The sequence below is a fragment of the Profundibacter sp. genome (assembly GCF_965277155.1).
GTDB lineage: Bacteria > Pseudomonadota > Alphaproteobacteria > Rhodobacterales > Rhodobacteraceae > Profundibacter.
In genome coordinates, this window is the sequence record NZ_CBDIBV010000013.1 from 401,575 (window position 1) to 414,129 (window position 12,555).

The 12,555-nt window shown below is 59.0% G+C and carries 8 protein-coding genes and 4 pseudogenes; 2 read left to right on the forward strand and 10 right to left on the reverse strand.

What is annotated here, in order from left to right; translation table 11 throughout:
* Positions 1-36 precede the first annotated feature (36 nt).
* Positions 37-2,403 (reverse strand): annotated as a pseudogene (locus tag ACQY4M_RS17180) (1-deoxy-D-xylulose-5-phosphate synthase N-terminal domain-containing protein).
* Positions 2,404-2,534: 131 nt separating this feature from the next.
* Between ACQY4M_RS17180 and ACQY4M_RS17185 the strand changes: the two are divergent.
* Positions 2,535-2,999, forward strand: a complete 465-nt coding sequence (locus ACQY4M_RS17185; protein WP_428548237.1) for an Lrp/AsnC family transcriptional regulator — start codon at positions 2,535-2,537, stop codon at positions 2,997-2,999.
* A 55-nt stretch (positions 3,000-3,054) separates the two neighbouring features.
* Here the strand turns inward: ACQY4M_RS17185 and ACQY4M_RS17190 are convergent.
* From ACQY4M_RS17190 to ACQY4M_RS17200, 3 genes and pseudogenes are all read right to left on the reverse strand, one after another.
* Positions 3,055-3,657: pseudogene (locus ACQY4M_RS17190) on the reverse strand (2-hydroxyacid dehydrogenase); the annotation flags it as partial.
* A gap of 150 nt (positions 3,658-3,807) precedes the next feature.
* Positions 3,808-4,851 (reverse strand): IS5 family transposase, encoded by a 1,044-nt coding sequence (locus tag ACQY4M_RS17195; RefSeq protein ID WP_428539227.1) that lies wholly within the window; start codon positions 4,849-4,851, stop codon positions 3,808-3,810.
* 97 nt (positions 4,852-4,948) lie between these two features.
* Positions 4,949-5,338 (reverse strand): annotated as a pseudogene (locus tag ACQY4M_RS17200) (D-glycerate dehydrogenase); the annotation flags it as partial.
* Positions 5,339-5,480: 142 nt separating this feature from the next.
* Here ACQY4M_RS17200 and ACQY4M_RS17205 point away from each other — a divergent pair.
* Positions 5,481-5,990 carry an SH3 domain-containing protein gene (locus tag ACQY4M_RS17205; RefSeq protein WP_428548240.1) on the forward strand — a complete coding sequence of 170 codons (510 nt, stop codon included), beginning with the start codon at positions 5,481-5,483 and terminating at the stop codon, positions 5,988-5,990.
* Here ACQY4M_RS17205 and ACQY4M_RS17210 read toward each other — a convergent pair.
* The 6 genes and pseudogenes from ACQY4M_RS17210 to coaBC form a co-directional block, all read right to left on the reverse strand.
* Positions 5,980-7,992 (reverse strand): M3 family metallopeptidase, encoded by a 2,013-nt coding sequence (locus ACQY4M_RS17210; protein WP_428546669.1) that lies wholly within the window; start codon positions 7,990-7,992, stop codon positions 5,980-5,982. The genes ACQY4M_RS17205 and ACQY4M_RS17210 overlap by 11 nt on opposite strands.
* A gap of 55 nt (positions 7,993-8,047) precedes the next feature.
* Positions 8,048-8,840, reverse strand: a pseudogene (locus tag ACQY4M_RS17215) (amino acid ABC transporter permease).
* A gap of 54 nt (positions 8,841-8,894) precedes the next feature.
* Positions 8,895-9,686 (reverse strand): transporter substrate-binding domain-containing protein, encoded by a 792-nt coding sequence (locus ACQY4M_RS17220; RefSeq protein ID WP_428546672.1) that lies wholly within the window; start codon positions 9,684-9,686, stop codon positions 8,895-8,897.
* A gap of 70 nt (positions 9,687-9,756) precedes the next feature.
* Positions 9,757-10,809: a HesA/MoeB/ThiF family protein gene (locus ACQY4M_RS17225; RefSeq protein WP_428546675.1), complete on the reverse strand. Its 1,053-nt coding sequence runs from the start codon at positions 10,807-10,809 to the stop codon at positions 9,757-9,759.
* Positions 10,809-11,270, reverse strand: coding sequence for a dUTP diphosphatase (dut, locus tag ACQY4M_RS17230; RefSeq protein ID WP_428546678.1), 462 nt, complete (start codon positions 11,268-11,270; stop codon positions 10,809-10,811). Before dut ends, ACQY4M_RS17225 begins: the two co-directional genes overlap by 1 nt.
* A 53-nt stretch (positions 11,271-11,323) precedes the next feature.
* Entirely contained in the window at positions 11,324-12,520 is a 1,197-nt protein-coding gene (gene coaBC, locus ACQY4M_RS17235; protein ID WP_428546681.1) for a bifunctional phosphopantothenoylcysteine decarboxylase/phosphopantothenate--cysteine ligase CoaBC, read from the reverse strand.
* Positions 12,521-12,555: the final 35 nt, after the last annotated feature.

The following is a 12,555-nucleotide window of genomic DNA, read 5'->3' on the forward strand; positions in this document are numbered from 1 at the left end:
AGGCGAGGAAAGCCGTCAGGCTTGAGGAGCCCCCTTTCAGACACCCCCGAGTTGCCGCCCCGACGTCAGGCCGTTCACCTTTTCCACAATCGCCGCAGCGTCGATGCCGTAGTGGTGATAGAGATCGCCAATCGTGCCGGTCTGGCCGAAATGTTCGACCCCCAGCGGGATCGTCTGATGCCCCTGCACCGCCCCCAGCCACGCCAAAGTGGCCGGATGCCCGTCGATCACCGTGACGATTTTGCAATGCGGCGGCAGATCGGCCATCAGGGTTTCGATATGCCCTCGCGCACCCGCCTGCCCGCGCGACCGCGCCCGTTGCGCCGCCGTCCAGCCTGCATTCAGCCGGTCCGCCGATGTCACCGCCAACACCCCGACATCTCGCCGCCCGCCACCGATGATACCGGCGGCCTTGATCGCTTCGGGCGCGACAACCCCCTGATAGGCAATCACAACTTCGCAATTCGGCCCCGGTTTACGCAGCCAGTAAGCCCCGTCAATCGCCCCCTGCCTGAAATCCCGATCTACCCGCTTGCCCGGCTGTTCCAGCGGGTTGGTGGACAGGCGCAGATAGACCGACCCGCCGGTTTCATCGCGCAGCCATGTGCGCTCGTCCGGGTCCGGATCACCGTCTTTTTGCATGTATTCAAAGGCCCATTGCATGATCGCCGCCAGTTCATCGACAAAGGCAGGCTCGAACGCGGCAAGGCCATCCTGCGACATGCCGATCAGTGGCGTGCCCACCGACTGATGCGCACCGCCTTCATAGGACAGGGTGATCCCCGACGGGGTGCCCACCACCATGAAACGGGCGTCCTGATAACAGGCATAGTTCAGTGCATCCAGACCACGGCAAACGAAGGGATCATACAGCGTGCCAACCGGCAGCAGGCGTTTGCCAAACAGGCTGTGCGACAGCCCCGCCGCACCCAGCAGCAAAAACAGGTTCATCTCGGCAATGCCCAATTCGATATGCTGACCCTCGGGCGCAAAATCCCATTTCGCGGTGGAGGGGATGTTTTCGGCGCGGAATGTATCCTCGAGCGGCTGGCGGGCAAACAGTTTGCGCCGGTTCACCCAGGGGCCAAGGTTGGTCGTGCCCGTCACATCGGGCGACGCAGTGACGATCCGTTGCGCCAGTTTGCTATCCCCGCGCGCCAGATCATCGAGGATCTTACCGAACGCCATCTGCGTCGACATCTCGCGCCCCGTGGCCAGCGCAATATCGGGCACCGGCACTGTGTCATCATGAAACCGCCGCCGTCCCTTGGCAAAAAACGGCACCTGATCCAGAAAGCCCTGCAAGGCAGGCACGTCCGAAACCGTGGCGAATGGCTCCCACTCCTGTCCCTTGGGCACCCCCATATGTTCTTGCCAATCCGCCATCTGCGCATTGGTCATCAGCCCGCCGTGGTTGTCCTTGTGTCCGGCAATCGGTGTGCCCCAGCCCTTGACCGTATAGGCCAGAAAACAAACGGGCCGGTCGTGGCTAATACTGGCGAAAACCTCGCTCATAGTTTCCACACAGTTGCCGCCCAGGTTCTCCATCAACGCGGCCAACTCGTCATCGCTGCGCGATTCAATCAGCGCCGTGACATCCCCTTGATCGCCCAAATCATCCAGCAACCGCTGCCGCCACACAGCCCCGCCCATATAGGTCAGCGCCGAATACATCTGGTTGGGACAATTATCGATCCAGCCGCGCAATGCCTCGCCGCCCTTTTCACGGAATGCCGCCCGTTGCAAACTGCCGTATTTCACCCGCACCACATCCCAGCCAAAGGCATCGAATATCTTTTCGATCCGCGAAAACAGCCCCTCGCGCACGATCCCGTCCAGTGACTGGCGGTTATAATCAATCACCCATCAGACATTGCGCAGATCGTTTTTCCATCCCTCCTGCAAGGCCTCGTAAACATTGCCCTCGTCCAGTTCGGCATCCCCGACCAGCGCCACCATCCGGCCCATCGGTAAATCACGGCCCCAATCCTTGGCCTTGATGTAATCCTGAATGATCGAAGCAAAGGACGTGATCGCCACACCCAGTCCGACCGAGCCGGTGGAGAAATCCACATCATCCACATCCTTGGTGCGGCTGGGATAGCTTTGCACGCCGCCAAAGCCGCGGAAATTCTGCATCTTTTCCAGCGGCAGATTGCCCATCAGATATTGCATCGCATGAAAAATCGGCGAGGCATGGGGTTTCACCGCAACCCTGTCCTGTGGCCGTAGCGCGCTGAAATACAGTGCTGTCATGATCGATACCATCGACGCCGAAGAGGCCTGATGCCCGCCCAGCTTGATCGCGTCCTCTTTCGGGCGGATGTGGTTGGCGTGGTGGATCATCCAGTGCGACAGCCAAAGAAGGCGCTGTTCGATGGTTTTCAGAGGGGGTGTGGTCATTTGATCGGCATCCGGCATTTGACAGGGGTTGCCGTATTCTAGCCAAGGGGCCGATGGTGTGTCCTTGCTATTTTAGCCCCTAAATGAGTAGTGTTTAGGTTATTCCACTAATATAGGAAGGTTTCATAGTGATCACACCCAGTATTGACGAATTTGACGTGAAAATCCTTAGGGCCTTGCAGCAGGATGGGCGCATGTCCGTGCAGGAACTGGCCCAAACTGTCGGCCTAAGTGCCACGCCTGTTTCGCGGCGGGTGAAAAAGCTGGAAGACGCGGGCGTGATCCACGGCTACAGCGCCCTGATCGACGAAACCTTGCTGGGGTTCGGGGTGTCAGTGTTTGTCTCGGTCCAACTGGACAAACAGGTGGACGAAGCGCTGGCGGTGTTCGAAGCCACCATCAAGGAATTCCCCGAAGTTGTGGATTGCTGGCTGATGACCGGTAACCGCGATTACCTGCTGCGCATCGCCACGCGCGGGCTGGCAGATTTCGAGCAATTCATGACCGGCAGGTTAACCAAAATCCCCGGCGTTGCCTCGCTTGAATCCTCGATCCCGCTGCGGCGGGTCAAATCCGGCCTGGCGCGCACTCCTTAATCGTCCCACCCCGAAATCTTTCAAGATTTCGTCCGTTTTCTTTCAAAGAAAATGGCTACAGCATCGCCGGAACCACCTGATCCGGCGGACGGTGACCATCGGCAAAGGTCTTGATGTTGATGATCACCTTCTCGCCCATCTCGGCGCGCCCCTCGACCGTGGCCGACCCCATATGCGGTAGCAAAACCACGTTTTTTAACGCCTGCAAACGCGGGTTGATGTCGGCCCCGCCTTCAAACACATCCAGCCCCGCACCGGCTATTTCGCCGGCCCGCAGCATCCGCGTCAGGGCGTTTTCGTCGATCACTTCCCCGCGCGAGGTATTGACGATCACCGCATCCTTTTTCATCAGTTTCAAACGCCGCGCGTTCATCAGATGAAAGGTGCTGGGCGTATGCGGGCAGTTGATCGAAATGATGTCCATCCGTGCGACCATCTGGTCCAGACTTTCCCAATAGGTCGCTTCCAGTTCGGATTCGATATCGGCATGTAAACGGTGGCGATTGTGGTAATGCACCTGCATCCCGAAGGCCGCCGCGCGCCGCGCCACGGCCTGCCCGATCCGGCCCATGCCCAGAATGCCCAGCCGACGGCCACCCAAACGCCCGCCCAGCATCGCGGTCGGCGCCCAGCCTTGCCAATCACCGGCTTGCATCAGGGAACCTCTGTAAATTCCCGTTTTCGCCTTCTTCGCGGCGGGGTGGACGGTTTTTCGCCTGTCCCGCCTGATTGCTTCGGATCATAAACCCATTTTCACCGGTTTCAAGCCGGTTTTGGGTATTTCAGGCACACCTCACCCCATGAACCCTTATCCCGGCGCCGCCAGGCCGCATTCGAACTGGACGAAGCGCTTCATGTTGTAGACCAGGTTCATCATCCCGATGCGAAATCGCGCCCGCTTCAGGCCGATGGAGCGGATCAGCTTGCCGCCCATGGAGCGCTCCTGAAAAGCGAATACATGCTCGACCCGGACCCGCACTTTCGAGCGCCTCCGGTTGGCCTTTTGCTGGCGCTCGCCAAGCGGCTTGCCGCGCCTGCCCTTGTGATGGATATGGCTGTGAAGCCCCCGCTCTTCCAGCTCGCTTTCGATCTTTTGCGAGCGATAGGCGCTGTCGGCCCACAGGTCCGATGAGGTGTTGCTCGCATCAATCAGACCGGCAAGCGCCTGGCTGTCATGCACGGCGGCATCGGTGACATCATAAGCGCGGATGAATTTGTGCCGCCGGTCGACATTGATGTGGTTCTTGTAGCCGTAATAGCTCTTGCCGTGCTTCTTCGTCCAGCGCGCATCCACGTCCTTCTGGCGCTTCTTGTGGGGTTTTTCCTCCCACTCTTCAGGCGTTTCGCCCGCCTTGATTTTCTCGTTCTCGTCCCTTTTGTTGTGCTGGCGCGGCGCCGGAACGATGCTCGCATCAACAATCTGCCCGCCCATCGCCAGATAGCCCTTTTCGCGCAGAAAGGCATCGAACTTGTCAAACAGCTCCTTCATCTTCCCGGCCCCGGCCAGCCTTTCACGGTAGGCCCAGATGGTCTTGGCGTCAGGTACGCTGTCTTCAATGCCAAGGCCGAGAAACCGCATGAACGACAGGCGGTCGCGGATCTGATACTCGATCTGATCGTCAGAGAGGTTGTAGAGCTGCTGCAAAACCATCGTCTTGAATATCAGCACCTCATCCCAAGGCGGGCGGCCAGCGTTGGATTTGCGCTGTTCGGGCGGCGTGCGCCATATGGCCTTCAGCTCGTCCCGGTAATCCTCGAACGGCACCATGTCGTTGAGCAACACCAGCGGATCACCAGATTTGTCCAGTCCCGCGTATCGGCTGGAAAGATCAAAAAATCCCATCTGACCCATGACAAAACCCCGTCGGTCGAATCATTTTCATCCTGATGACGATTCTACCCCGTCAGGCCGGATTTTGGGGGATTTTTAGAGGTTCCCAAGAGGTTCCCATCAGGGCCAGTCCCTCGGGAATGCGCCGCGTCACCGCCAGTATCAGCGCCATCGTCATATCGGCGGTGTCTTCGGTCACCACACCGGGCGTGTTGGACACCAGCACCCCGCGCTGTCGGGCTGTTTGCACGTCGATATGATCAATTCCCGCGCCGTAGTTGGCGATCAGGCGCAGTTTGTCCCCCGCCTGTGACAGCATCGCCGCATCCACTGTGTCGGTCAGGGTGGGTACCAGAACATCGGCCCGCTTCATCGCCGCCACGATTTCATCGCGGCTCATCGGGGTGTCGGATTCGCGCAATTCGACGTCGAACAATTCCTTCATTCGGGTTTCAACAACCTCGGGCAACCGTCGCGTTACAACAACACTCAATCGTTCAGCGGGCATGATGCACTCCCATATATCTTTCTTTGGCGCAGCTTTGGTCGTAGAGTGGCGCAACAATCGACGGGGCACAAGAACCCCGCGAGGGTCAAAGGCAAAAAAGGCAAGGTATCGGGTAAAGATGGGCAGGATTTTCCCTTTGCGCATGGTCGCAATCATCATCGCAATTGTTTTCACCAACGGATTGGCGGGTATTGGCCATGCCGATACCGTCAAAACAGGTGGCGAACGCGGCCCTGTCACCAACCTGCCGATCCCGCGCTTTGTGTCGCTCAAGGCGGCCGAAGGCAATGTGCGCCGCGGCCCCAGCCTGACCCACCGCATCGACTGGGTATTCAAACGCCGTGGCATGCCACTGGAAATAATCGCCGAATACAGCAATTGGCGCCGGGTTCGGGACCGTGACGGTCAAGGCGGCTGGATGCATTATTCGCTTCTGTCCGGCGTGCGCACCGTGATTGTCGAGGAGGACTTGCTGACGCTTTACGCCCGCCCTGATCCCAAATCACAGGAAAATGCCCGTCTGGAAATGGGAGTGATCGCGCGGCTTGGAAAATGCACGATCGACTGGTGCCGTCTAAGTGTGGACGGCCAACGTGGCTGGGCGCTGAAATCTGCGCTTTGGGGTGTAAAGCCGGACGAGATCAGGGAATAAGCCCGCGCCCTTTCAGCAGTGCCTTCACCCCCGGCATCCGCCCGCGAAACGCCAGATACAGTTCTTTCGGGTCTTTTGACCCGCCCGCCGACAGGATGTGTTTTTCCAGCCGTTTCGCCATGTCGGGATCAAACGCGCCGCCCGCTTCCTCGAACGCCTCGAACGCATCCGCGTCCATCACTTCGCTCCACATATAGCTGTAGTAGGCGCTGGAATAGCCGTCGCCGGAAAACACATGCGCGAATTGCGGTGTGGCGTGGCGCATGCGGATGGCGTGGGGCATGCCGATGTTTTCCAGCACCTCGGACTGTTTCGCCATCGGATCAGTCGGGGCCACGCCGTTGTGGAACTCCAGATCAACCAGCGCCGAGGCCACATATTCCACGGTCGAGAATCCCATGTCATAAGTCCCTGCCGCCAACAGCCGTTTCAACAAATCCTCCGGCATCGGCGCGCCCGTTTCCGCGTGGGTGGCGAATTTTTGCAATACCTCGGGCACTTCCAGCCAATGCTCGTTCAACTGGCTGGGCAGCTCCACAAAATCCCGTGCAACGGATGTTCCGGAAACGGACTCATAGGTCACATCCGACAACATCTGGTGCAGCGCATGGCCGAATTCATGGAACAGGGTGCGGGCATCATCAAACGACAAAAGCGCCGGATCGCCCTTGGTGAAATTACAGACATTCACCACGATCGGGCGCACATCCCCACCCAGTTTGCGCTGGCTGCGCATCGCCGAACACCACGCCCCCGAACGTTTGGACCCGCGGGCGAAATAATCACCAATGAACACCGCGATATGCTTGCCGCCGCGCGTCACTTCCCACGCGCGGGCGTCTTCATGATACAGCGGTACATCCAGCGGGGTGAATTCCAGCCCGAACAGGCGGGTGGCACTGTCAAAAGCGGCCTCGACCATCCGGTCCAGTTGCAGGTAGGGTTTGATCTCGGCCTCGTCCAGATCATGCTCGGACTTGCGGCGTTTTTCCGAATAATAACGCCAGTCCCAGGCTTCCAACTCGCCATTGATACCGTCGGCGTGCATCATCTCGGCCAGAATTTCCGCATCACGGTTGGCCGCTGCCTTGGCCGGTTCCCAGACCTGCATCAGCAGATCGCGCACCGCTTCGGGTGTCTTGGCCATCTCGGTTTCCAGCTTGTAGGATGAGAAATCCTGATACCCCAGCAATTCCGCCAGTTCCTGCCGCAGCGCCAGCGTTTCGGCGGCAATTGCGCGGTTATCGGTCTCGTCGCCATTGGCCCCACGCGCAACGAAGGCTTCATAGGCCTTCTTCCTCAGATCGCGACGGGTCGAGAACTGTAGAAACGGCGTGATCAGGGAACGTGACAGGGTGATGACATGGCCGCCCACATCTTTTTCCGTTGCTGCCCCTTTGGCGGCATCCAGCAGGAAATCGGGCAGGCCGTCCAGATCATCCGGCCCCAGTTCCATGAACCAGTCCCGTTCATCCGCCAACAGGTTCTGGCTGAACTGCGTGCCCAGCACCGCCAGCCGTTCCAGCACCTCTTTTAAACGATCCCGCGCAGCCCCTTGCAACTGTGCCCCGGCCCGCACAAACCCGCGCCGGTGCAGCATCAGAACCCGCGCCTGCTCATCCGTCAGATCCAGATCGTCGCGTTTCTGCCACAGGGTTTCAACCCGCTGAAACAGTGTCTCGTTCATGCTGATCTCGGATGAATAAGCCGCCAGTTTTGGTGAAAAACCTCTCTGCAATTCTTCGCGCTTTTCGGTGCTGTCCGCGCCCGCCAGATTATAGAACACCGACAGAACACGCCCCAGAGATTCCTCGGCCAGTTCCAGCGCCTCGATGGTATTTGCAAATGTTGGAGCATCGGGTTTATCGGCAATCGCTGCAATATTCGCCCGTGCCTCGCCCATCGCCGCATCAAACGCTGGGGCAAAATCATCATCCGAAATATCGGCAAAAGGGGGCAGTTGGAACGGCGTGTCCCAGTTGGACAAAAGCGGGTTGGTCATGGGGGAATCTCCTTTGCCCGCCACGCTAGGGCTACGGCAAAGCAAGGTCCAGCCCTTACGGGTATTTCGACCGCATCCTGCGTTCCAGCCGCCGCAGCAGCAGGGACAGGGAAACCGTCATGATCAGATAGAGCAAAGCCACCACATTATAGGTTTCAAAGTACCGGAAATTACCCGAGGCCGTTACCTTGCCCAGCTGAGCAATATCCGAAACCCCCAGCACCGACACCAGCGATGAATCCTTGATCATTGCGATAAAATCATTGCCCAGCGGCGGCATAATGGTGCGGAATGCCTGCGGGAATACGATGTGCCGAAAGCGATGCCAACCACCTAGCCCCAGTGCCTTGGCCGCCTCGATCTGACCTTCGTCCACTGACAACAGGCCTGCGCGAAACACCTCGGCGATAAAGGCGGAATAACCGATCATCAGCGCAATGATCGCCCGCCACATCAGCGAAAAATCCCGCGTGCGGATCGGGTCAAAGCCCAGTCCCTCGGCAATCCAGTTCCAGAAATGCACCAGTGCGGGGCCAAATACAAAGGCCACATACAACAGCAGCACGATCATCGGGATGCCGCGGATAATTTCGATATAGAACCGCGCCAACTGCCGGAAAACGATGAACCGCGACATGGTGCCAACCGCCAGCAGCAGCCCGAAAAACGACGCCATGGTAAAGGCCACCAAGGTGACGAAAATCGTCATGCCAATGCCGCGACAGGGTGTTCAACACCTGCGCATACAGATCATCCGCCACCACGCGATACATCAGATAGGCGCCCAACCCACCAGCCAGAACCAGCCAATAGGGGAAATCTTTGTCTTGGGAAGGGGGTGTAATCATTAATCAAAAAGCCCCGGCACATCCGGCCGGGGCAATCCTTTTTATATCAGGCGTTTAGCCGCCCATTTTGTAATCAAGGAACCATTTCTTGTTCAGCGCATCAATGGTGCCGTCGGCCTTCATATCGGCAATCGCGGCATTGATCGGCCCCACCAGATCCGAGCCTTTGGGGAAGATGAACCCGAAATCTTCGGTGCCCAGTTTATCCCCAATAATCTTCAACCCGCCATCAGACGCCGCCACATATCCGGCGCCCGCCGTGCCATCGGTCAGCACCAGATCGACATCACCGGTTTTCAGCGCCTGAACGGTTGCCCCGAAAGTTTCGAACAGCTTGATACGCGGGTTGGATTCATTGCCGTCCAGCACCTCGTAAACGCCGACATATAACGGCGTGGTGCCGGGCTGTGCGGCCATCAGCAGATCGTCATTGGCGGCAAAACTTTTGGCATCGGTGAACCTGTCTTCGTCCCCCTTCACCATCATCACCATTTCGCTGCGCATGTAGGGGTCGGAAAAATCCACCTTTTCCTTACGGTCATCACGGATGGTAATTCCGGTCATACCCAGATCAAACTGCGCTTCCGACACCGCCGGAATCATCGCATCCCAACTGATGTTTTCATAAGTCACCTTGATGTTGATCCGCTTGGCAATCTCGGCCATCGCATCATATTCCCAGCCGATCGCCTCGCCCGAGGCCGGATCGACAAATTGCAGCGGTGGATAGGCGTTTTCAGTAACAACAACCACCTCTTTGCCACCCAGATCGGGCAGGTCGGCAGCGATGGCCATTGTTGTAAAAGCAACCGTAGCAACGGCCGCAATGGAAGCAAACAGTTTCATAAAAGAATCCCCCGATTTTGGTTATATGTTGATCGCGAGTATGGTTAATCCACCGCCCAAGGCAAGGAAATTAAACCGGTTTTCCGCCGCAAACCGGGCAATCAGGGCGCGGTTTTGCGCGTATCTTGCGGGTTTCCGCAAAGAGCGCATCATAAATCAGCATCTCGCCTTTCAAACCTGCACCCGCGCCGGTAATCTCTTTCACCGCTTCAACCGCCATCATCGTGCCGATCACCCCGGGCAGCGGGCCAACCACGCCTGCTTCGGCACAACTGGGTGCCAGTCCGGCGGCAGGGGCCTCGGGGAATACGCATTGATAACAGGGCGCGCCCTTGGCCGGATGATAAACGCTGATCTGCCCTTCCCACTGGGTGATCGCGCCAGCAATCAGCGGCAGGCCCAGCGCCACACAGGTCCGGTTCACCAGATAGCGGGTATCGAAATTGTCGGTCCCGTCCAGCACCAGATCATAACCGGAAAACAGATCGGCCGCGTTGTCCTGATCCAGCCGCCGGTGATAGGGGTGCACTTCGATCTTGGGGTTCTGTGCCCTCATCGCCGCTTCGGCGGAAAACACCTTGGGCATGCCGATATCGGCATCGCGATGGATCACCTGACGCTGCAGGTTGGAATTGTCCACAGCGTCATCATCCACCACGCCAATCGTCCCCACACCCGCTGCTGCCAGATACAGCAGCACGGGCGAGCCAAGTCCACCGGCCCCGATCACCAGCACACGGGCGTTTTTCAACTTTTTCTGCCCCGCACCGCCAATTTCGCGCAGCATGATGTGGCGGGCGTAACGGTCCAGCTCGACATTGGAAAATGTGGGCTTGGGGGTGGTTTCAGTCATCTCGGCAACTCTGTCTTGGGCTTTGACGCGAAGCTGACGCAGAACGGCGCGATACGCAACCACTACGGCAAGGATTCCGGCCAAAATCAGCCACGGGCGCACTGATCCACCTGTCGCTATGCGCAAAAGCGCCCCGTCAGGCAATACAAGATGCGCCAAAACGACTGCCAGATATACCAGCCCGATCAGGAACCATCGCCTTGCGGGGGCCACCTTCATCACCGCGCCCAGTCCCCAAAGGCCCACCATCAACCCCAGAACAACAACCACTAATCGCGCCCCGTTGACCCAAAGCCACCTTCGCCGCGCACAGTTTCGCCCAGCTCCGACACCAGTTCAAACCGTGCCTGCACCACAGGGGCCACCACCATTTGCGCAATCCTGTCCCCGTGGTTCACGGCAAAGGGCTGATCCCCCGCGTTCAGCAGGATCACCCCCAACGGCCCGCGATAATCGCTATCAATCGTGCCCAGACTGTTGGGCAATGTAATCCCGTGTTTCAACGCCAGCCCCGATCGCGGCCTGATCTGCACCTCAAACCCTTGCGGTATTTCCAGCCTTAATCCTGTCGGCACCAGCACCCGCGCACCTGCCTCGATCACCAGTCCGCTACGCTCGCCCTCGGGGAAATTCGCCCGCAAGTCCGCACCCGCCGCCCCCGCCGTTTCATAAGACGGCAAGCCAAGCGCCTGATCCGCCCCTTCAAGCCATGCAAAGCTCACAGTTACCACGCCATCACCCCATTATTGTTCCGTAAATATCCCCGCCGGAGGCATGGAATCTCTTATTCCAGCGCCTTTGCAATCGCCGCCGCCAGCCGCCTTGCCACCTGATCCTTTCCCATACGCGGCCAAACATCTGCCCCACCGTCCGAAATCACCACCACCGCGTTTTCATCCCCGCCCATGATCCCCGTTTCCGGCGACACATCATTGGCAACGATCCAGTCACAGCCCTTGCGCTTGCGCTTGGCTGTCGCGTTTTCCACCACGTCATCGGTTTCCGCTGCAAAGCCCACCACCAGCGCAGGCCGCCCCTTTTTCATCCGGCTGACCGTGGCCAGAATATCGGGATTCTCGGCAAACTCCAGTTTCGGCAGGCTGCCCTTGCCGTCCTTCTTCATCTTGGACCCTGACGCATTCTTCACCCGCCAGTCCGCCACCGCCGCCGCAAACACCGCCGCATCTGCTGGCAAGGCCCCCTGCACCGCCTCCAGCATTTCCTGCGCTGTCTGCACCTCGATCACCCGCACCCCTTCGGGCCGCACCACATCCGCCGGGCCGGTGACAAAGGTCACCTCGCCCCCCAGCGCCGCCAGCGCCCGCGCAATCGCTGTGCCTTGCGCCCCGCTGGACCGGTTTGCGATATAACGCACCGGATCAATCGGCTCGTGCGTCGGGCCTGATGTGACCAGCACATGTTTGCCACGCAGCGGCCCGTCTGCAATCGCGGCTTCCACCGCCGCAACGATCTCAAGCGGTTCGGCCATGCGTCCGGGGCCGAATTCGCCACAGGCCATTGTGCCCTCGTTCGGCCCGACAAACAGCACCCCGTCGCCCTGCAATGTTGTGATATTCCTTTGCGTTGCCGGATGCTCCCACATCCGCACATTCATCGCCGGTGCGATCAGCACCCGCTTGTCGGTGGCCATCAACAGGGTCGAGGCCAGATCATTCGCCAGCCCCGCCGCCATTTTGCCCATCAGATCGGCCGTGGCCGGGGCCACCACCACCAGATCGGCATCACGGGACAATTCGATATGCCCCATCTCGGCCTCGTCCGTCAGATCGAACAGATCGCGATACACCTTCTGCGCCGCCAGTGCCGAGGTGGACAGCGGCGTGACAAATTCCTCACCCGCCCGCGTCAGCACCGGCACCACAGTCGCCCCGCGCTCGCGCAACCGCCGGATCAGATCCAGCGACTTGAACGCGGCAATCCCGCCGCCGATGATCAACAGTACACGTTTCCCAGCAAGCATATGCAGCCCTTTCAAACAGTTGCCCCCGTTGTAGG

Excerpts from the sequence above, each read along its gene's own strand:
- ACQY4M_RS17195 (WP_428539227.1), bottom strand. The coding sequence starts at position 4,851 with ATGGGTCAGATGGGATTTTTTGATCTTTCCAGCCGATACGCGGGACTG.
- ACQY4M_RS17205 (WP_428548240.1), top strand. The coding sequence starts at position 5,481 with ATGGTCGCAATCATCATCGCAATTGTTTTCACCAACGGATTGGCGGGT.
- ACQY4M_RS17210 (WP_428546669.1), bottom strand. The coding sequence starts at position 7,992 with ATGACCAACCCGCTTTTGTCCAACTGGGACACGCCGTTCCAACTGCCC.
- ACQY4M_RS17220 (WP_428546672.1), bottom strand. The coding sequence starts at position 9,686 with ATGAAACTGTTTGCTTCCATTGCGGCCGTTGCTACGGTTGCTTTTACA.
- coaBC (WP_428546681.1), bottom strand. The coding sequence starts at position 12,520 with ATGCTTGCTGGGAAACGTGTACTGTTGATCATCGGCGGCGGGATTGCC.